Origin of the sequence: Microbacterium sp. NPDC091676 (genome assembly GCF_044756645.1) — a bacterium.
Taxonomy (GTDB): domain Bacteria; phylum Actinomycetota; class Actinomycetes; order Actinomycetales; family Microbacteriaceae; genus Microbacterium; species Microbacterium paraoxydans_D.
This window is the reverse complement of the sequence record NZ_JBIVTI010000002.1, coordinates 605,735-624,790: the sequence shown is the minus strand read 5'-3', so window position 1 is coordinate 624,790 and position 19,056 is coordinate 605,735. Positions and strand designations below refer to the sequence as shown.

Genomic DNA, 19,056 nt, shown 5'->3' with positions numbered 1-19,056 from the left:
TCCAGTCCTATGAGCGCGGCGGCGTTCGGGCACGGGGGTTGCGCGAACCCGAGACGAGGGGGATGCTGTGCCGGCCTCCACCGACCCTTGCCCTGCCACGGTCCCCGCCCCTACGGTGAGGGGACGGGTGGGGATCCGCACCCGGGGCGGGGGCCACGCGATGAGAAAAGTCCGATTCGGAGTTCTGGGCGTGCTGCTGGCCGCCGTGGTCGGCATCGGTGCTGCTCTTCCCGCCGTCGCCGCCGAACCCACCGCCCGGCTCTCGCTCTTCAAGGCGATCGAGAACCTCGACACGGGCGCCAGCCTCGGCGACCGCACGCTGTGGACGATGCACGCCGTCAACGTGGCCACGGGGGAGACCTTCACCGGCGACGGCCTCAACGGCGTGCAGTCGCGCCTCATCCCGCCCGGCACCTACCGCATCTTCGAGACGGGCGGCGTGGCCGGCTACGCCTTCTTCTCCTGGAACTGCGACGGCGACGTGACGACGCAGCCGGAGCGCACGATCACGGTCACCGCGAACCAGTCGATGACGTGCACCGTGCAGAACAACGCGATCCGCAGCAGCCTCACCCTCGTCAAGAACGTGCAGGGCGGGGGCGCGACCCCCTCGGAGTGGACACTGCGCGCTCAGGGGCCGTCGACCATCGAGGGCGCAGGAGGCTCGGCGGCGGTGCAGAACCAGCCGGCACGGATCGGCACCTACACGTTGAGCGAGTCCGGCGGACCGGGAAGTTATGTGCCGGGGCCGTGGACCTGCGAGCGGCGGGATCTGACGACCGGCGCGGTCACCGCCGTCGCCGTGGCCGGTGATCAGTTCGAGATGACCCTCGGCGGTGCGGTGACCTGCCAGATCACCAACACCGGGGATCTGCCCCACCTGACGCTCGTCAAGGACGTCGTCGACCCGGCGGCGACCGGCTACCCGCTGGCCGCCCCGTCGGACTTCGTCCTGACCGCGAGTGGACCCGAGCGGATCTCCGGCCCTTCCGGCTCGGACGCCGTCGACCATGCCTCCATCGACCCCGGCGCCTACACGCTCGCCGAGAGCGGTCCCCTCGGATACACCGGTGGCGCGTGGACCTGCGTCGACGCCACGAGCGACGGCGGGATCGACGGGGCGCTCCTCTACGTGCGCGAGGGCTCCGACATCACCTGCCGCATCACCAACACCTTCGCGGGCGGCTGGCTCACTCTCGTCAAGAACGTGGTGGGCAGCGACCAGCCGCCGTCCGACTGGACCCTGACCGCCGCGGGCCCGGAGACGGTGACCGGCGGCTCCGGATCCGCTGCGGTCACCCGCGTCCCGGTGCCGGTCGGCGACTACACGCTCGCCGAGGCGGACGGTCCCGCCGGGTATGCGGACGGCCCGTGGTCGTGCACCGGTGGCACCCTGACCGCCGACACCGTGACCGTCGTGGCGGGGGCGGATGTCACGTGCACCGTCACGAACACCCTCGAGGTCGGCCAGCTCACCCTCGTGAAGAACGTCGTGAACACCGGCGGCGGTCCGCTCGCGGCGGAGGACTGGGAGCTCACCGCGAGGTCGGCCGACACCGTCATCAGCGGTGCCTCCGGCTCGGGCAAGGTCAGCTTCGCGGCAGTGGCTCCGGGGACTTTCACGCTGTCGGAGGCGAGCACCGCTCCGCAGGCGGGCTCCTATGCGAGCGAGGGGTGGTCGTGCGTCGATGACGAGGGCACTCCCGTCGGCACCGGCGACACCGTCGAGGTCGTGCCGCTGGAGAGCGTGATCTGCACCGTCACGAATCGCTGGACCCAGTCGACCCTGACGCTGCGCAAGCAGGTCGCCTCCGCCTTCGGGACTCCGGCCCTGCCCTCGGCGTGGACCCTGTCCGCCACCGATGGCACCGCCACCGTGTCGGGACCAGCGAACTCGCCGGCGGTCACCCAGGCCGCCGTCGCCCCCGGTACCTGGACGCTCAGCGAGCGGGACGGGCCCACGGGCTACGACCCGCTCGGCTGGAACTGCTCCGGCGCGTCAGCAACGGACGGTGTCGTCCAGGTACCGCCAACCGCGGACGTCGTGTGCATCATCACCAATGCGTCGATCACTCCGCACCTCACGCTCGTCAAGCAGGTCGTGAACGGCGAGCGCGGGCGCGCCGTTCCCGCCGACTTCGAGCTGAAGGCACGCGGCCCCGGCAACGCGGCCCTCTCCGGTCCCAGCGGGTCGGAGTTCGTCACCGACATGTCGCTCCCGCCGGGCGACTACATCTTCTCGGAGGACGGTCCGAGCGGGTACGAGGGCGAGTGGACCTGCACCGGGACGGCCTGGGACGGGACCACGGCGACCCTGGGATTCGGGGACGACGCGATCTGCACCGCCACGAACACCTTCGTCGGCGGCACCCTGACGCTCCGCAAGGCCATCGTCGGGAACGCGCCAGGGGCCCCGGCCGGTCCGGCCGCGGTCACGGACTGGACCCTGCACGCCCTGGGCGGCGGCGAGTTCCCCCGGCCGCGTATCGAGGGGGTATCCGGCGAGGCCACGGTGACCCTCGCTCCGCTCGGTGCCGGTGGTTTCCGGCTCTGGGAGCGGGCGGTGTCCGGCACGCCCACGGCCGACTACCGCAGCGACGGCTGGGAATGCACCGGGGGAGCGCTGGAGGGCGACATCGTCCAGGTGGTCGCAGGGGTCGACACCGTGTGCACGGTCACGAACGTCTACGACCCCCGCTCCGGTCCCGGTCCCGACCCCGAGCCCGAGCCGGAACCCGAACCCGAGAACCCGGACCCCGGGACAGACGGAGGCCCCGGGCCGGCGACCGGGGCCACCGGCGGATCCGCCTCCGACCTCGCGACGACGGGTCTCGCGCCGGGCGCGGCCGCGGCGGCCGGAGCCGGTGGTCTGCTCGTCCTCCTCGGAGCCGCGCTCCTCGCGGCGCGGCGTCTCCGGCGGACGCGCCCCGGGCATCCCGGATCGCGCTGACCCGACCCCTCCGCACGCGCGCGGCGGGTCCGCCCGGGAGAGGACGGACCCGCCGTGTCGAGGCTCAGCCGGCGGCCGGTGCGATCTCGTTCGGCGTGATCTCCAGCTCCGTGCTCGCGAGCACCTCGCCGGTGGTGAGGTCGACGGCGTGCACGCTGTTCGCGGCCGGCTCGGTCACGTAGGCGATGTCGCCCGCGACGACGATGGCGGGGTGCGGGTCCTGCCACTCGGCGGGTCCCTCCCACGCCTCGATCACGGGGTAGGAGTCGGCGATCTCGCCGGTCTCCGGGTCGAGCACGTGGATGGCGCCGTCGGCCCCGAGGATGTAGGCCCGGTCGGCCGGACCGCGCACGACGTCGCGGAAGGTGTATTCCGCCCCCTCCGGAAGGGACACGACCTCGGACGTCATCGCCGCGGTGTCGATGAGCGTGACGGCGCGGAGCAGGTAGCCCTCGGCGTCGGGGTCGTCCTTGTAGTCGCCCACGACGATCGGACTCGTCTCGCTCACGTACGCATTGCCCATGCGGCCGTACGGCTGGTCGGGAGCGGCGAGCTTGGTGATCTCGCCGTCCTTGTAGACGAGCGCGCCGTCCTCGCAGCCGAACACGACGACCTCGTCCGCTGCCGTCCCCTCGCCGTGGACGCCGGGGCACTGGTCGGACGAGGCGATCTCCGCACCCTCCGTATCGCGCACCACGATGCCGCTGCGACCATCGGCATCGCCCACTGTGGTGAGGAACGTGCCGTCCTCCAACAGCACCGAGACGCCGTGGTGCGCCTCGACGCCGTCCACGGTCTCCACCTCCGGCATGCCGCCGTCGCCGAGATCGGCGGTGTCGAAGATGGTGGTGTCGCTCGTGCCGTCGGCGTAGAGGATGGTCTTCCCGCCGTGGCGGACGACGTGGCCGGGGGTGTCGGCCTCGAACACGGTGTCGGTCAAGGCGGCGTCGTTGGTCGAGCCGGCCCCGGTGTCGAGCACCTGGAAGCCCTCGCTCATCGTCACCATCACGTGGCGTCCATCGCCGGCCGGGTTCAGGCGGGTGAACGGCTCGGAGTCGAAGGCGGCGACGGTGTCGAGGGTCTCGCCGTCGAGGACGAGGATGCCGCCGTCGTAGGAGATGGCCACCCGGGGGCCGGCGTCCGACCCGGGCGCGTCGCTCGCGGCGGAGTCGTTCCCGGGGCCGGCCGTGCAGGAGGCGAGGGTCACGGCGGCGCCGAGGGCGACCGCCCCGACCAGCGCCCGGCGCAGGGGGAGTGTCTTCATGCGGTGCTTCTTTCTTGTGAGGGGTGGTCTCAACGGCTGAGACCGGAGGCGATGCGCGCGGTGTTGACGCGCATCATGGTCAGGTAGTCGGGGGCGCCGCCGTCCTCCGCGGTGAGCGACTCGGTGAACAGCTCGATCACCTCGACGTGGACGTCGGCCTCCTCGGCGAGCGCCTGGACGAGGCGGTCGGGCGAGGACGACTCCGCGAACACGGCGGGCACGCCCGTCTCCTCCACGGCATCGACGAGATCGGCCAGGTCGGAGGCCGACGGGGCCGCGAGCGTGGTCCCGCCCGGGATGACGGCGCCGACGACCTCGAAGTCGAACCGGTCGGCGAGGTAGCCGAAGACGTGATGGTTGGTGACGAGCGCCCGACGTTCGTCCGGGATCCGGGCGAAGGCGCGCGTCATCTCGGCGTCGAGCGCCGTCAGCTCGTCGCGGTAGCCGGCGACGTCCGCCGCGAGGGTGTCGACGTCGACCCCGTCGAGTGCGGCCAGGGCGGGCTCCAGGGCGTCGACGACGTCGACCATGCGTCCGGGGTCGGTCCAGAAGTGCGAGTCCGGCATCCCGGCGGCGTCGCCTTCGCGGTAGTCCAGGACCTCGATCGCGTCGCCCGCGACGAACGACGGCACCGCGGCTGCGGCGGCCCCGTCGAGATGCTGCTGCAGACCCTCTTCCAATCCGAGCCCGTTGGAGACGAGGAGGTCGGCATCCCGGAGTGTGGCGGCCTCCTGCGCGGAGATCTCGAACGAGTGCGGGTCCGCGTTCGGCTTCATGAGGGTGACGACGCGCGCCTGACCGCCGACGAGCTCGCCGACCACATCGCCCAGGATGTTGGTCGTGACGACGACCACCGGCCGTGCATCGGCGGGGGCGGTGCAGGCGCTCAGGGTGACCGCGGTGAGCGCGGCGAGGGCCGTGGCGACGGTGGCGCGGAGGAGGCGCATGTCAGCGTCCCGTCTCGGCGACGAACGCCGGGGCGTCGGCCGTGTCGAAGCTGCGTGCGAGGCGGGCGTCGTCGGCGTAGTCGATCTCGAACAGCCGGTGCTCCGCCGGTCCGCTGAGGTAGGCGCGGTGCTGGTCGGCGATGAGGGTCGGCGTCTCACCCGCGGTCAGTGACGCGGCCACCAGGGGAGGGGTCTCCGCTCGCACGCCCCCGTCGGTCGCGTCGAGCACGAGCACGCGCCCGTCCTGCGCGAGGGCGAGCAGCGTGTCGTCCTCGTCGCCGACGGCCGTCACCTGCGCGAGCGGGGTGGGAGCGGTGAGGAGGGTCCAGGAACGGGTCCGGGTATCGAGGAGGCGGATGTCGGTGGCCCCGGCGAGGCCGGCGACGGTGGGGCGGCCCTCGCGGTTGTGGAAGGAGGACACGGCTCCCGCCGGCGCGTGCTCCGGGTAGGGGATGCGGTCGACGACGACGGCTCCGTCCTCCACCTGCGCCAGCAGCGCGCCGTCCGCGCAGCCGATCACCGCGCCGACCCGGGTCGTGATCGTGCCGGCCGGCGCGACGCAGGTCTCCCGGAGCCCGGTGCGCTCGCCGTCCGCCGTGTAGCCGACGACGACTCCGCCCGTCTCCCCGTCGGGCTCGGTCACCAGCGCGAACGACCCGATCGGCACCACCGATCCCTCGTGGGGAGCGCGCTCGATGCGGAACCGCTCCCGGATCTCCCCTTTCGACAGGGCTTCCGTGTCGAGGAGCACGGCGTCTCCGGAGTCCGCAAAGGAGATGCCGATGCCGCCGGTGGTCGAGCTGTTCGTCGTCGCGACCGTCGCCGACCCGTCGCCCGCGACCGCGCCGAGCAGCGCGGGCTCGGCGCGGTAGTAGTGGAAGTGGTCGACGTGATCCCACGTCCAGACGCCGCTGTCGACCACCTCCACGCCGTCGCCGGTGTCGGCGAACAGGTACCGGCCGTCGGTCGTCATCGCTATGGGAGCCGCGATCGTGCCGAGCGCGGTGACGCTCTCGTCGAGGAGGTCGAGGTGCGTCACTCGGCCCTCGTGATCGATGGTCGTGAGCCCGAGCTGCGGCTCGGCCACCTCCTCGGCTCCGGCGATCGCGCCGTGACCGTCCGCGGGGAAGGAGGGGGCGGTCGGGCTCGGCGTCGGGGATCCGGCGCAGGATGCGAGGCCGAGCGTCAGGGTGACGGCGGCTGCGAGAGGCAGGAGACGGGAGGGCATGAGGTCCTTTCGGGGCTCAGGAGAGGGAGGCGGGCGCGGTGCGGAGCGCGGAGGGTCGGCGGACAGCCACGGCGCTCCGCCCCGCCCAGGACAGCGCGGCGAGGCCGATCGCGGCTGCGGCCACGGAGGCGCCCGCCGCGGTGGCCGCGAACCAGGAGGTGAGCAGTCCGAGCACGACCGCGGCGACGCCGAAGGCGGCGGCCAGGACCATACGCGTCGGCAGCCGCGTGGTCCACTGTCCGGCGGCGACCGCCGGGGCGAGGAGCAGTCCGACGACGAGCAGCGATCCGACGGCCTGATAGGACGCCACCACCGCGAGCGTCACGAGCCCGACGAGGGCCGCCTGGGCCCACCGCGGACGGAGGCGGAGCACCGTCGCGATCCGGGCGTCGAGGGCGAGCGCGACGAACGGCCGATGGCAGAGGATGGCGACCGTCACTCCCAGGACCGCGGCCGCGGCGAGCAGGAGGAGATCGGCGGGGGTGATCGCGAGGATGTCGCCGAACAGGATCGCGGTCGCGTCCGTGGCGAAGCTCCCGGAGTGGGAGATGATCAGCACCCCGAGAGCCAGCATCGAGACGAAGAGCAGGCCGATGCTCGTGTCGTAGGAGAGGCGGGCGCGCCGGTGCAGGGCGCCGATGCCGATGCTCATGGCGACGGCGCTGAGTGCCCCGCCCGCGAGGACGGGCATGCCGAGCACCGTGGCGAGGGCGACGCCGGGCAGCATCCCGTGAGCCAGGGCCTCGCCGAGGAACGCCATTCCGCGGATGACGACCCAGGTGCCGACGACCCCGCAGAGGACGGCGACGAGCGCGCCGCCGAGGAGCCCGCGCTGGAAGAACTCGAGCGTGAAGGGGGCGAGCAGGGCGGCGAACGAGAGGGTCACGGAACGCGAGCCTATTCGTAGTTGAGAATGATTATCAAATTCATAAACTGGAGACATGACGATGGAGACCGCGACCCCCGGCTGCCCGCTCCGACTCGACGACGTCGCCGTCCGGCTCGGGGATCACGACGCGCTGCATGGCGTGACCCTGGCGGTCGAGGCGGGGGAGTTCGTCGTCGTCACGGGCCCGAACGGCGCGGGGAAGTCGACGCTGCTGGAGGTGGTCGCCGGGGTGCGTCCACCGACTCGAGGGCAGCGGACCGTGACGGGCGAGATCGCCTTCGTGCCGCAGCGTGCCGCGGTGCCTCCCGGCCTTCCGCTCACGGTGCGGGATGTCGTCGCCGTCGGCACCTGGGGGCGGCTCGGCGCCTTCCGGCGACAGGATCGGCGGGCTGGCGCCGCCGTGGCGGCGGCGATGGAGCGCACCGCCGTGTCAGGGCTGCAGCGGCGACCCTTCGCGACGCTCTCCGGTGGCCAGAAGCAGCGTGCTCTCCTGGCTCAGGGGCTGGCGGTCGAGGCCGGGATCCTGCTCGTGGACGAGCCGACGACGGCGCTGGATGCCGAGTCGGTGCGGCGCATCAGGGCCGTGCTCCGCGAGGAGGCGGATCGCGGGACGACCGTCCTCTGCGTCACGCACGACGCGGCGGTGATCGCGGATGCCGACCGTGAGGTCGTCCTCCGCGACGGTGCGCGGGAACCCGCTGCCCGCCGGGTGCGGGCGCTCACACGGTCAGAGTCCGTGGCCCATGTCGAAGTCGGAGAGCGCCGGGACCTCGATGTCGCCCGGCGATGACGTCTCGCTCGGCGGCTTCGGGAACAGGCGGTGGGACCGCAGCTCGTCGACCTCGGCGGAGAAGTCCGGGTCGGCGTCCACGGTGTGGTGAGGGCTGACGAGCACGTCGTTGCCGACGCCGACGAGGAGATCTGCCCAGTCCTTCTCGCCCTCCAGGAGGATCGGGATCTCGACCGCTTCGGACTCGCCCTCCCTGGCGATGGCGGCGGCCAGGGTGAGCAGCGTCTCCGCGATGTCGTCGGAGGTGATGAGCTGCTGGCCGGCGTAGGAGACGAGTTTCATGAGGGCATCATCGCGTTCCGCGCGTCCGCGCGCACGGGGGTTGCGCTCGCGGGAGAGAACGGATAAAACTGCTTTCCATTCAAGTATCTAACTAGGCTAGCGAACATGGACAGGTCTCAACGCCGGCGCTGGGCGGGGCTGGTCTTCATCAGCATCGCCGTCAGTCTCATCATCGTCGACTCGACGATCGTCAACGTCGCCATCCCGGCCATCGTCGACGACCTGGGGATCACCTCGACCGAGGTGCAGTGGGTGCAGGAGTCCTACACCCTCGTCTTCGCCGCCCTCCTGCTCGTCTTCGGCAGCCTGGCCGACCGCTTCGGACGCCGCCGCGTCATGATCGTCGGCGTCATCGTCTTCGCCGCCGCCTCCGTCCTCGCCGCCACTGCGCCGAGCGGAGGTGTGCTCATCCTCGCCCGGCTCGTGCAGGGCGTGGGCGGGGCGATGATCCTGCCGACCACCCTGTCGATCATCAACGCGACCTTCCGCGGGCGGGAACGCGGCATCGCGTTCGCCGTCTGGGGCTCGACCATCGGCGGCATGGCGGCCGTGGGACCGCTCCTCGGCGGGTGGCTGACCACCGCCTTCTCCTGGCGCTGGGCCTTCGGCATCAACATCCCGCTCGGCCTGTTGATCGTCGTCGGGGTCCTGCTGACCGTGGCCGAATCGCGCGGCGAGCGCACGGAACGGATCGACGTCGTGGGAGCCGTCCTCTCCGTCGTGACGATGGGCAGTCTCGTCTTCGCGCTCATCGAGGGCCGCACGTACGGCTGGTGGCTCGTGGACGAGCGCCCGCAGGTGGGCGGCTGGACCTGGCCGGGAGACCTCTCGCCCATCCCGTTCGCGTTCGCCCTCGCGGTCCTCGGGCTGGTCGCGTTCATCGCCTGGGGTCTGCACCGCCAGCGGCGCGGGCGCTCCACCCTCCTCGCGCTGCGCCTGTTCGCGATCCCGTCGTTCCGCAACGGGAACATCGCCGCCGCCGTCGTGTCCCTCGGGGAGTTCGGCCTCATCCTCGCGCTCCCGCTCTGGCTGCAGTTCGTGCTCGGCTTCGACGCGCTGCAGACCGGACTGCTGCTGCTCGCCCTCGCGGGCGGATCCTTCCTCGCCAGCGGGGTGGCCGGTGCCGCGAGCGGACGGATCGCCCCGGTCTGGGTGGTCAGGGTCGGGCTCCTCGCCGAGATCGTCGGCGTCGCCGGTGTGGGGCTCGTGATCGCCCCGGAGGCGTCCTCGGTGCCCCTCGTCCCGTTCCTCTTCGTGTACGGGCTCGGCGTGGGGCTCGCGACCGCGCAGCTCACCGGCGTCGTGCTCGCCGACGTGCCGGTGACGGACAGCGGGGCCGCGTCCGGCACCCAGTCGACGTCTCGTCAGCTCGGTGCGGCGCTCGGGGTGGCCGTGCTCGGCACCGTCCTGGTCACGAGCACGGCGGTCGTGCTCGGGGCGGCACTCGACGACCACGGTGTGCCGTCGGCGGCGCGCGACCAGGTGGTCTCCGCCGTCGTGGACAGCGCCGGCGCCGCCATCGCGGGGCTCGACCAGAATTCGGAGACCGCGCCGTTCGCCGAGGCGGCCCGCAGCGCGTTCTCCGACGGCACCCGCTACGCGGCATGGACGGCGGCGGGTTTCCTCACTCTCGGCCTGCTCTCCACCGTCGCCCTCGGCTCTCCCCGGGAGCGGCGCGGCGACGAGTCGGTCGCATCGTGACGCGAAGCGAGCTCCCTCAGCGCAGGTAGGCGTCGACCAGGAAGGCTCCGCGGATGTCGCGGAGCCGGTCGACCAGCCGGGTGATGCCGCTCGCGCCGAGGGAGATGAGCGGGAGGTCGAAGGGCCCGAGGGGCTCGAGCTTCCCCATCCGCACCCGCACGACCTCCCAGCCGGCGCCGCGCACCGCGCGATCCTTCCGGCGATCGGCCTCCTCCCTCTTCCCGACGTGCTCCAGCCCGTGTCGGCCGACCGTGTCGTACTCGATCGCGATCCGCAGTTCCGGGAGCAGGATGTCGGGCCACACCTCCGTATGCCGGAAGAACGGCCGCGCGACCTTGATCGCGTTGACGTCGTCGGGGAACACCAGTCGCGCCGCCAGCGCCTGCCGCAGCTTCCCCTCCGCCGCCGAGGCCGGCTTCGGAGCGCACGCGCTCAGGAACGCCGTGCCCGTCGGCAGCGCGGGAGTCTTCGTGCACAGCGCCGGCGCGGGCTTCTTCGGGCGAGCGGGGAGTGCCCGCGCCTCTCCGAGGATCACGGGCTGCGGACGCGCCAGCGCCGTGCATTCGGGGCACCAGGACGAGCGCCGTCGCACCCGCCCCGGGCGTTCGCGCTGCTCGGTCGGCGTGGCCGCGAACAGGTGGCCGACGGCGCATTCCCAGCAGAGCAGCACATCGGCCGCCAACGGGATCTGCGAGAGCGTGATGCCGTGGTTGAGCTCCGGGTGGTACTGCCGGATGAGCTCGGGGTAGGCCGCCCACGCCGCCCGGTAGGTGCCGACCGCGTAGGGCACGTCGAGTCCGCGCGAGAACTGGCGTCTCGCCCACCACTGCTGCACGGACTCGGGCACGACAGCGACCGTAGGTCAGGCCACGGACATCGGCGCTGCGGAGTCACCAGGGTGAACATCGACGGCGACTCTGTCCTGTGTGCGGGGGCGCGCCTAGGGTCGGTGGCGAAGACCGGTGCCTCTGCGCGCGTGGAGAGCATCTCCGATCGCAACCGAAAGCAGGAAACCATGGCTGAACTGATCGTCATCTCCTATGACACCGAGAGCGACGCGGAAGGCGCCTACAACCGCGTCCAGGCGCTGCAGGACGACCTCGTCGTCGAGCTCGCCGGTCTCGCGCTCGTGAAGGTCGACGGCGAGGGCAAGACGAAGGTGGAGTACCCGGGCGCCGGGAGCCGGATCGGCCTCGGCGTCGCCTCCGGTGCTCTGTTCGGTGCGCTGATCGGCATCCTGTTCTTCATCCCGGTCGCCGGCCTGGTGTTCGGCGGCCTCCTCGGGGCCCTGTTCTCCGGTCTCGACAAGACGGGTATCGACGCCGAGTTCCGCGACCGCGTGAAGGCCACCGTGACGGCCGGCAAGTCCGCCGTCGTCATCTACGCGCTCAAGCTCACCGAGGACAAGTTCGCCGAGGCGCTGGCCCCGTACAACGGCACCGTCGTGCAGACCTCGCTGTCCAAGGAGGACGAGGCCGAGCTGGTCAAGGACCTCGGCGGCCACTGACCGTCGACCGATGCGCCCGCTGTGGATCCGTCCGCGGCGGGCGCATCGTCGTCTCCGGTGTCGGTGGGGCGTGCAAGGCTCCGAGCGTGGACACACTGAGCCTCCGCCCCTGGTCGGCCGACGATCTCCCTCTCCTGCGGGCGGCGAACACCCCGGAGATGACGGCGCATCTCAACGGGCCGGAGAGCGCGGCGGAGGTGCAGTCGCGACACGAAAGGTACCTGCGCCTCGTCGCCGAGGGCGAGGCCCTGATGTTCGCGATCGTCGACGACGAGGGGCAGCCTCTCGGCTCGATCGGCGCGTGGCGGATCACGTGGCACGACGAGCCGGCGTGGGAGACCGGCTGGTTCGTGCTGCCCGCCGCGCAGGGCCGGCGGGTGGCGGCCCGCGCTCTCGCTCTGCTCGTGGACGTGCTGCGTGGTCGAGCGAAGGACGGGCGGCTCCTGCTCGCGTTCCCCGGGGTCGACAACCCCGCGTCGAACGCCGTGTGTCGTCACGGCGGGTTCACCCGGCGGGGAACGATCACGGAGCAGTTCCGCGGGGCCGAGCTCACGGTCAACGAGTGGGTGCTCGACCTCGCCGCCGACTCCGCGGCGGGATGACCCGGTCGGATCAGCGGCGCACGCGCGCCCTGGTCTTCGCGACACCGGCGAGAGTCGCCCGCACCGGCGTTCCGAGGTAGAGCCCGAGGGACGCACCGGAGGCGAGGGCGATGCCGATCACGGCGGCGTCGATGAGCGATCCGCCCACGGTCAGCATCCCGGTGGAGGTGCCGGCCGCGTGCACGACCTCGAGGAGGCCCTGGAACACCGCGACGCCGGGGACGAGGGGGACGATCGCGGCGGTCGTCACCGCGACCGAGGGCACGTGCAGATTGTGCGCGATGAGCATGCCGATGAAGCTCGCCAGCAGCGCTCCGACCGCGCTCGCCGCAGCCGGGTGGAGCTGGAGGGCGATGGTGCCGGCGTACCCGGCGAGGGTGACGGCGCTGAGCAGCGCGCTGACGAGGATGATGCGGATGCCGGCGCCGTTGAACACGGCCACGGCGATCGCGATGATGATGGCCCCCGCGAACTGGTTGAGCAGGGGCCCGAAGGGCGCGGGGTCGTCCGGCAGCTCCATCGTGAACCCCAGCACGCCGCCGAGCTCCAGCCCGACGAGGATGCCGATCACCACCCCGAGCGTCTGCATCGTCAGGTCGAGGATGCGGCCGCCGGCGGTGAGGGCGAAGCCGTCGATGGCATCCTGCGCGGCGCCCACCACCGTGAGCCCGGCGAGCATGAGCACGATGCCCGAGGCGACGATGATCGACGGGCGGATGCCGACGAACGGTTCGATCCCCGCGCTGCCGAGCGCCGAGACGGCGACCGCGACGACCGTGGTGACGAGGCCTCCGGCGATCTGGCTGAAGAACAGCGGCACCCGCAGCCGGGCCAGGCCCGCCTGGGTGAGCGCCGCCCCCAGCGCGGCGACGAACGTGAGACCGACGATGAGCGGAGAGGCCCCGAGCATGATGCTCACGCCGACCGCGAGGAGCGCCCGCGCGACGATCACCACAGGCTGCTGGTAGCGGAAGGGCACGCGACGGATGACCCGGAACGCGGTGCGCGCGGATTCCAGGTCCAGGCCGCCGTCGATGTCGGCGACGAGGGCCTGCACGCGCTGCAGCTTCGCGTGGTCGGGGGCGGCGACGCGCACCACGCGGACCAGCGTCTCCGGCCAGACCTCCCCGCTGAGGTGGAAGGACACCGTGATCGAGTTGTAGGTCACGTCGACCTGTACGCCCTTGAGGCCGTACGCCTCGCAGACACGGGTGATCGCGAGCGTGACCTCGTGCGCCGAGGCCCCGACCGCGAACATCGACTCCCCGATGCGCGTCGCCAGATCGAGGACCCGCGGCACGGTGTGCTCGTCGATCACGGGCATCGCCTCGGTGTGGGCGACGGCGGACGGATCGGTGTGCAGCAGGCGCCGGACGGAGAGGAGCAGTCGCTGGGGGGAACGCGCGGGCATATGTCCCATTCTCCCGCGGCCTGAGACCTCCCCATCGACGGCCCGTCTGTCAAGGCCCGAGACGCCCCTCGGCGGCGGTTCTAGAGTGAGGCTTCGCCGCGCCGCTCCCGACGTCGCGGCAGGAGGATTCGACGATGACGGATGACTCGCTTCCCACGGAGGCGCTGCTCGATGGGCGCTACCACCTCCGGGAGTGCGTCGGGCAGGGCGGGATGGCGCGCGTGTACCGCGCGGAGGATTCGCTGCTCGGGCGCACGGTCGCCATCAAGATGCTCCGCGCGGAGACCGAGCAGGGCGCCGCTTCCGAGCGCGCCCGCGGCGAGATGACCGTGCTCGCCTCGCTCAACCACCCCGCCCTCGTCACGCTGTACGACGCGCAGCTGCATCCGGGGCGGGCCGAGTACCTGGTGATGGAGTTCGTCGACGGCCCGACCCTCGCCGCGCGGATCGCCCAGGGGCCGCTGCCCTCCTCCGAGGTGGCGGCGCTCGCCGCCGACCTGGCGGAGGCCCTGCATGTCGTCCATGGCGCGGGCATCGTGCACCGGGACATCAAGCCCTCCAACGTCTTGCTCACCGGGCGTTCCCTCGCCGGGAGCCGCTCGGGCGCGAAGCTCGCCGATTTCGGGATCTCGGTGCTCGTGGACGCGGCCCGGCTGACGTCTCCCGGAACCGTGATCGGCACCGCGGCGTACCTGGCGCCGGAGCAGCTGAACGGCGCGGCGCCGGCGCCCGCCGCCGACATCTACGCGCTGGGTCTGGTCCTGCGCGAAGCGCTCACGGGAGAGCGCGCCTTCGCGGAGGCGGAGGGGATCGGTGCCACCCTGGCCCGCTTGATCGAGCCCCCCGCGATCCCGGAGTCGGTGGGTCCGGCGTGGTCGGCGCTGCTGCAGCGGATGACCGCCACGGATCCGGAGGACCGGCCGAGCGCCGCCGGCGTCTTCGCGGCGGTGTCCGCACTCGCGCACGACCCGTCGATTCCGCCGCGACCGCCACTGCCCGCTCCGATCGCCGCCGCAGCGTTCGCGGAGCAGGCGCCGACCGCGCCGTCCGCTCCGACGCCGACCCTCGTGCTTCCCCGCCGTGTGACTCCCGAGGCTGCGGTGCTCCGCTCCCGGGGTCCGCGGATGCAGCGTGCCCGGCGACGCCGGGGGCTCCTGACCGGGGCGGTCGCCGTCGCGGTCGCCCTCACCGTCGCCGGAACGCTCTGGGCGGCGGGGGCGCTCAACCCGAATCCGGTCGTGACTCCCGTCGACACCGAGCCGACCCCGCGCTCGTCGCCCACACCGGCCGTCGTCGTGCCCGTGACCGTCCCGGAGGAGGCGGACGAGCCGGTGACCCCGGTCGACGCCCCCGCCCCCGCCCCGGAGCCGGAACCGGCGCCTGGGGTGCCGGACGACAAGAAGGCCGAGAAGGCGCAGGAGGCCGCGCAGAAGGCCGCCGACGAGCAGCGGAAGGCCGAGGAGGACGCGCAGAAGAAGGCCGAGAAGGCTCAGGAGCGCGCCGAGAAGGAAGCGGAGAAGGCCCAGGAGAAGGCCGAGAAGGCGAAAGGGGAGGACGCCGACCTCGAGGACTGAGTCCTCGGGCCTGCGCCCTCCCCTGCGGCGGTGCCGGTGTCAGACGGCGAGGTCCGCGAGCTGCCGGGAGGCGGTGCTCGTCTCCGTCGGCTCCGGCACCAGATACAGGCCGTTCGGCGTGTTCGCGGTGAACGCGAGCGCGTCCACCCACCGCCGGTTGATGGCCGGGGGCCTGCTGTCGAAGAACTTGAACACGATGTTCGAGTGCGCATGCACCCATACGGTCGTCCGGCCACCTCCGACGGAGGCGTCTTCCTTCCACGAGAACGGCATCGGTTCGCCGCGCCGGAGCTTCGTCGTCATGACGAGCTGGATATGTGTGAGAGCGCGGTCCTCGATCTCGATCTTCGGACCGCCCTCATAGATGAACTTGCCCATTGGATGGATCCTTCGTTCCATCTCCACAGGAACCCGTTGCCAAGAGGCGCAACCACGCTGATCGCTGGTGGGGATGTCTCCACGCTCTCACCGATCCCGGCTCCGCAACACCCCACCTTCGTCCAGCAGGTCGGTGGCGGACGTCCCCGGCCTCAGATGCGGCGGGGGCCGGGGCCGCTCTCGCCGAGTGCGTCCTCCGGATTCAGCAGGCGGCAGGCCTTCAGAGACAGGCAGCCGCAGCCGATGCAGCCCGCGAGCTCGCGCTGCAGGTGCTCCAGCTGGGTGCGCCGCTCCTCGAGCTCGGCGCGCCAGCGCTTGGCCACGCGGCGCCAATCGCCGTGCGAGGGCGGGGCGTCGACGGGCAGGGTCTGGAAGAGCTCCTGGACCTCGCTGAGCGGGATGCCGATGCGTTTGGCCACGACGATGATCGAGATCCGTCGCAGCATGTGACGGCGATAGCGCCGCTGGTTGCCGGGCGTGCGCGTCGAGGCGATGAGGCCGAGCTGCTCGTAGAAGTGCAGCGCGGAGGGCGCGACGCCCGTGCGTCGGGTGACCTCCCCGATCGGGAGGAGATCGTCCGGTTCCATCCGCCGCCCTTCGTAGACCTCAACAATAGTTGAGGAACAGGCGAAGGGTCAGCGCGACGTCGGCGGAAGCTTGTCGACGCCGTGGCGGTTCGGCTTGTCCGGCTCTGCCGCGGTCTCCGGCGTCACGTCCGGGCTGTCGGCCGGCGCGCCCGACGTCGGATAGTGCGGCTCGTCGATCTCGACGGCCTTGTCCCGCTCGTCCGCCGGGGGCAGGTGGTCCAGGGGCTGCTTGATGTCATCGGGGTGGTGGCTCATGGCCCCAGGGTGCGCTGTGCCGCGTGCAGCGCCCAGGGGGTTGTCATCCGGCCCGCGGTGTGGTCGGTGGGTGACGCTACGGTGAACGGACACGACCTCGGAGGGTTTCCCATGGCATCCGTCCTCGCCGGACTCGATCACATCCAGCTGCCCGTCGCCGACCTCGCGGCGTCCATCGCGTGGTACGAGCGTCTGCTCGGCTTCCGCGTCCTCACCGACTACGGGTCGAGCGCCATGCTCCGCGCCGAGGGCGGTCCCGATCTCATGCTCTGGGAGGCGCCGGGGCACGCGCCGATGAAGCTGACGGTGTCGGGGGAGGACCGGCCGCTCTTCTTCCTGCGCACGACCGAGATCCACGCCCTCGCCGAGCGGTTCGCGGCAGAGGGCGTCGAGGTGGTGAGCTTCGACGACGGCGGCTTCGCCCTCTTCCTGAAGTTCTTCGACCCGGACGGCAGTCTGCTCGGACTCATCCAGCACGCCGCCTGACACCGGCGTCGCGGGCGGGGCGTCGGGCCGCACCGCCCTGTCGATGGCCGTCCGCCTGGGCTATCGTCGGGGCACGGCTCCCTGCGGAGGGGCAGCGAGGAGGAGCGCATGGAGCAGGTCGACACGGTGATCGTGGGCGCGGGCGTGGCGGGCTTGACGGCGGCCCGGCTGCTGCAGGATGCGGGGCGGACGGTCGTGGTGCTCGAAGCGCGCGATCGGATCGGCGGCCGGGTGCACACGGACCGGACGGACGGCGTCGTCGATCTCGGCGCCTCCTGGATCCACGGTGTCGACGGCAGTCCGGTGGCTGCGGCCGCCGCGGCCTTCGGCATGCGGACCACGGAGTTCACCGTCGGCGGTTTCCAGGTGGACAGCCGGCCGATCGCGTATCACGGCCCGGACGGGCGCCCGCTCTCCGCCGAGGAGGCGCGCGCCTTCGCCGCCGATGTGCACGCGGTGGACGCCGCGCTGCCCGACGTCATCGCCGCCTCCGGTCCCGCAGCCTCCTACCGCGACGTCACGGACGAGGCCCTTTCGCGCCAGGAGTGGAGCGCCGATCGTACGCAGCGGGTGCGGGAGTACCTGGAGCATCGCGCCGAGGAGCAGTACGGGGCGTGGATCGAGGACCTCGCGGCGCACGGCCTCGACGACGACGCGATCGAGGGTGACGAGGTCGTCTTCCCCGACGGCTACGACGTGCTCCCGGAGCGCCTCGCCGAAGGACTCGACGTCCGCCGCGGACATGTCGTCACCCGCGTCGACTGGAGCGACGACGGCGTCTGGGTGCGGACCTCGCACGGCGACTTCTCCGGCGACACGACGGTCGTCACGGTGCCGGTCGGCGTGCTGCAGGCCGGGACCCTGGAGATCGTCCCTCCGCTGCCGCCGGTGAACGCCGAGGCGCTGGGGCGGCTGCGCATGAACGCCTTCGAGAAGGTGTTCCTGCGGTTCCCCGCGCGGTTCTGGGAAGACGGGGTGTACGCCCTCCGGCAGCAGGGCCCCGAGGCGCGGTGGTGGCACTCCTGGTACGACCTCACGGCGCTGCACGACGAGCCGCTCCTGCTCACCTTCGCCGCCGGGCCCGCTGCCGTCGCGACGCGGGACTGGAGCGATGCGCAGGTGCAGGCCTCGATCATGGCGCAGCTCCGCCGGCTCTACGGCGACGGGATCCCCGATCCGGTCGGGCTGCACCGCACGGCCTGGCAGGACGATCCGTTCGCGCACGGGTCGTACGCGTACATGACGGTGGGGTCGACCACCGCCGACCACGACGACCTCGCCACTCCGGTCGGCGGCGTGCTGCACATCGCGGGCGAGGCCACGTGGACCGACGATCCGGCCACGGTGCCGGCGGCCCTGTTCTCCGGACATCGTGCGGCCGAGCGCATCCTCGGGCAGGCGGTGCCGATCGAGCGGCTCTGGGCCCAGGTCTGACACCGCGAGCGACGGCAGTGTGGTCGCCGCCGCCCACCCGGTCAACCCCCTGCGTCATCGGCGACCGCCGCGCGTACGGTCGTCGGACGAAACAGAGGAGGAGAGCATGAGCGACCCCCAGAACACGCAGGGCACTCCGGGCGCCGACGAGGAAGCCGACACGGCCTCCGGCGGCGCTCCCGACGACAGCGGCGAGAGCACCGACGACGTGCTCGAGCGCGAGACGACGGACGACGAGGGCAAGCCCCTCGAGAACCCGTCCGGCGGCTGACCGCCGCACCGCCCGAGGGTCAGCCGCGCCTCAGACGGCGCGGCTACCCTCGCCGCACCGCCCGAGGGTCAGCCGCGCCTCAGACGGCGCGGCTACCCTCGGGACATGCGCCGAATCGTCCTCGTCCCCCTGCTGCTCGCCGTCGGCCTCCTCGCGGGGTGCGCCCAGGTCACCCAGGCCGCAGGCGAGGCGTTCGGGGTCCCGGTGGCGGAGACCTGCACCACGATCGACGACGCGTACGCGCAGTATCAGGAGTTGCTGAGCCAGGGCGACGCTTCCGCGGAGCAGCTCGACGCCGCCCGCGACGACCTCGTCGTCACCCTCGACGGCGTCGCGGACGGCATGGACGGACAGCTCGGCGACCTCATCCGCTCCGGCGCCGATCAGCTCGGCGGCATGACCGACCTTCAGGCCCCGGAGACGGTCGAGGCGATCGAGCGCCTCCACGAGGGGCTCTCCTCGTTCTGCGGCTGAACCGCGGTGGGGAGTGTTGGCCGATA

The 19,056-nt window shown here is 72.2% G+C and carries 20 protein-coding genes; 10 read left to right on the top strand and 10 right to left on the bottom strand.

The features are described 5' to 3' along the window. The first annotated feature begins 160 nt into the window (after positions 1 to 160). Positions 161 to 2,950 (top strand): hypothetical protein, encoded by a 2,790-nt coding sequence (locus ACIQID_RS16305; protein WP_400287054.1) that lies wholly within the window; start codon positions 161 to 163, stop codon positions 2,948 to 2,950. 64 nt (positions 2,951 to 3,014) lie between these two features. On the opposite strand, the gene aztD is transcribed toward ACIQID_RS16305, so the two are convergent. Genes aztD through aztB form a run of 4 tightly spaced genes read right to left on the bottom strand, consistent with a single transcriptional unit; the run spans position 3,015 to position 7,275 of the window. Then, positions 3,015 to 4,214, bottom strand: a complete 1,200-nt coding sequence (gene aztD / locus ACIQID_RS16300) for a zinc metallochaperone AztD (RefSeq protein WP_400287052.1) — start codon at positions 4,212 to 4,214, stop codon at positions 3,015 to 3,017. Positions 4,215 to 4,243: 29 nt separating this feature from the next. Beyond that, the gene (gene aztC / locus ACIQID_RS16295; protein ID WP_400287050.1) at positions 4,244 to 5,161 is read right to left on the bottom strand and encodes a zinc ABC transporter substrate-binding protein AztC; all 918 of its coding nucleotides are present in this window, start codon (positions 5,159 to 5,161) and stop codon (positions 4,244 to 4,246) included. Position 5,162: 1 nt separating this feature from the next. Beyond that, positions 5,163 to 6,389, bottom strand: a complete 1,227-nt coding sequence (locus ACIQID_RS16290; protein ID WP_400287048.1) for an ABC transporter — start codon at positions 6,387 to 6,389, stop codon at positions 5,163 to 5,165. Between the two features lie 16 nt (positions 6,390 to 6,405). Beyond that, positions 6,406 to 7,275, bottom strand: a complete 870-nt coding sequence (aztB, locus tag ACIQID_RS16285; protein WP_400287046.1) for a zinc ABC transporter permease AztB — start codon at positions 7,273 to 7,275, stop codon at positions 6,406 to 6,408. 55 nt (positions 7,276 to 7,330) lie between these two features. On the opposite strand from aztB, the gene aztA reads away from it, so the two are divergent. Further along, positions 7,331 to 8,068 (top strand): zinc ABC transporter ATP-binding protein AztA, encoded by a 738-nt coding sequence (gene aztA / locus ACIQID_RS16280; protein ID WP_400287044.1) that lies wholly within the window; start codon positions 7,331 to 7,333, stop codon positions 8,066 to 8,068. Here the strand turns inward: aztA and ACIQID_RS16275 are convergent. Beyond that, complete coding sequence (locus ACIQID_RS16275; RefSeq protein ID WP_312675819.1) at positions 8,006 to 8,350, bottom strand: hypothetical protein; 345 nt, start codon at positions 8,348 to 8,350, stop codon at positions 8,006 to 8,008. The two genes, aztA and ACIQID_RS16275, sit on opposite strands and share 63 nt — an antisense overlap. Positions 8,351 to 8,455: 105 nt before the next feature. On the opposite strand from ACIQID_RS16275, the gene ACIQID_RS16270 reads away from it, so the two are divergent. After that, positions 8,456 to 10,051 carry a DHA2 family efflux MFS transporter permease subunit gene (locus ACIQID_RS16270; protein ID WP_400287042.1) on the top strand — a complete coding sequence of 532 codons (1,596 nt, stop codon included), beginning with the start codon at positions 8,456 to 8,458 and terminating at the stop codon, positions 10,049 to 10,051. Positions 10,052 to 10,067: 16 nt separating this feature from the next. On the opposite strand, the gene ACIQID_RS16265 is transcribed toward ACIQID_RS16270, so the two are convergent. Continuing rightward, positions 10,068 to 10,898, bottom strand: a complete 831-nt coding sequence (locus ACIQID_RS16265) for a zinc-ribbon domain-containing protein (RefSeq protein WP_400287040.1) — start codon at positions 10,896 to 10,898, stop codon at positions 10,068 to 10,070. Positions 10,899 to 11,066: 168 nt separating this feature from the next. Here ACIQID_RS16265 and ACIQID_RS16260 point away from each other — a divergent pair, with 168 nt between their 5' ends. Next, entirely contained in the window at positions 11,067 to 11,558 is a 492-nt protein-coding gene (locus ACIQID_RS16260) for a DUF1269 domain-containing protein (RefSeq protein WP_025102547.1), read from the top strand. A gap of 86 nt (positions 11,559 to 11,644) precedes the next feature. Then, on the top strand, positions 11,645 to 12,160 hold the full coding sequence (locus ACIQID_RS16255; protein ID WP_400287037.1) for a GNAT family N-acetyltransferase: 516 nt from the start codon (positions 11,645 to 11,647) through the stop codon (positions 12,158 to 12,160). Between the two features lie 10 nt (positions 12,161 to 12,170). Here the strand turns inward: ACIQID_RS16255 and ACIQID_RS16250 are convergent, their stop codons facing one another. After that, complete coding sequence (locus ACIQID_RS16250; RefSeq protein WP_400287033.1) at positions 12,171 to 13,571, bottom strand: threonine/serine exporter ThrE family protein; 1,401 nt, start codon at positions 13,569 to 13,571, stop codon at positions 12,171 to 12,173. Positions 13,572 to 13,705: 134 nt separating this feature from the next. Here ACIQID_RS16250 and ACIQID_RS16245 point away from each other — a divergent pair, with 134 nt between their 5' ends. Continuing rightward, entirely contained in the window at positions 13,706 to 15,145 is a 1,440-nt protein-coding gene (locus ACIQID_RS16245; protein WP_400287028.1) for a protein kinase, read from the top strand. 39 nt (positions 15,146 to 15,184) lie between these two features. On the opposite strand, the gene ACIQID_RS16240 is transcribed toward ACIQID_RS16245, so the two are convergent. The 3 genes from ACIQID_RS16240 to ACIQID_RS16230 all read right to left on the bottom strand — a co-directional run bounded on the left by ACIQID_RS16240 (position 15,185) and on the right by ACIQID_RS16230 (position 16,365). Next, the gene (locus tag ACIQID_RS16240; protein WP_400287023.1) at positions 15,185 to 15,523 is read right to left on the bottom strand and encodes an ATP-dependent DNA ligase; all 339 of its coding nucleotides are present in this window, start codon (positions 15,521 to 15,523) and stop codon (positions 15,185 to 15,187) included. 152 nt (positions 15,524 to 15,675) lie between these two features. Next, positions 15,676 to 16,110, bottom strand: coding sequence for a redox-sensitive transcriptional activator SoxR (gene soxR, locus ACIQID_RS16235; RefSeq protein WP_025102542.1), 435 nt, complete (start codon positions 16,108 to 16,110; stop codon positions 15,676 to 15,678). A gap of 48 nt (positions 16,111 to 16,158) precedes the next feature. After that, positions 16,159 to 16,365, bottom strand: coding sequence for a hypothetical protein (locus tag ACIQID_RS16230; RefSeq protein ID WP_025102541.1), 207 nt, complete (start codon positions 16,363 to 16,365; stop codon positions 16,159 to 16,161). 111 nt (positions 16,366 to 16,476) lie between these two features. Between ACIQID_RS16230 and ACIQID_RS16225 the strand changes: the two genes are divergently transcribed. From ACIQID_RS16225 to ACIQID_RS16210, 4 genes are all read left to right on the top strand, one after another. After that, positions 16,477 to 16,851: a VOC family protein gene (locus ACIQID_RS16225; RefSeq protein WP_312675804.1), complete on the top strand. Its 375-nt coding sequence runs from the start codon at positions 16,477 to 16,479 to the stop codon at positions 16,849 to 16,851. A gap of 108 nt (positions 16,852 to 16,959) precedes the next feature. Further along, a complete protein-coding gene (locus ACIQID_RS16220) occupies positions 16,960 to 18,285 on the top strand; it encodes a flavin monoamine oxidase family protein (RefSeq protein ID WP_400287014.1) in 1,326 nt (441 codons plus the stop codon). A 106-nt stretch (positions 18,286 to 18,391) separates the two neighbouring features. Beyond that, positions 18,392 to 18,556, top strand: a complete 165-nt coding sequence (locus ACIQID_RS16215; RefSeq protein WP_164498166.1) for a hypothetical protein — start codon at positions 18,392 to 18,394, stop codon at positions 18,554 to 18,556. A 105-nt stretch (positions 18,557 to 18,661) separates the two neighbouring features. Further along, the gene (locus tag ACIQID_RS16210; protein ID WP_400287012.1) at positions 18,662 to 19,030 is read left to right on the top strand and encodes a hypothetical protein; all 369 of its coding nucleotides are present in this window, start codon (positions 18,662 to 18,664) and stop codon (positions 19,028 to 19,030) included. Positions 19,031 to 19,056: the final 26 nt, after the last annotated feature.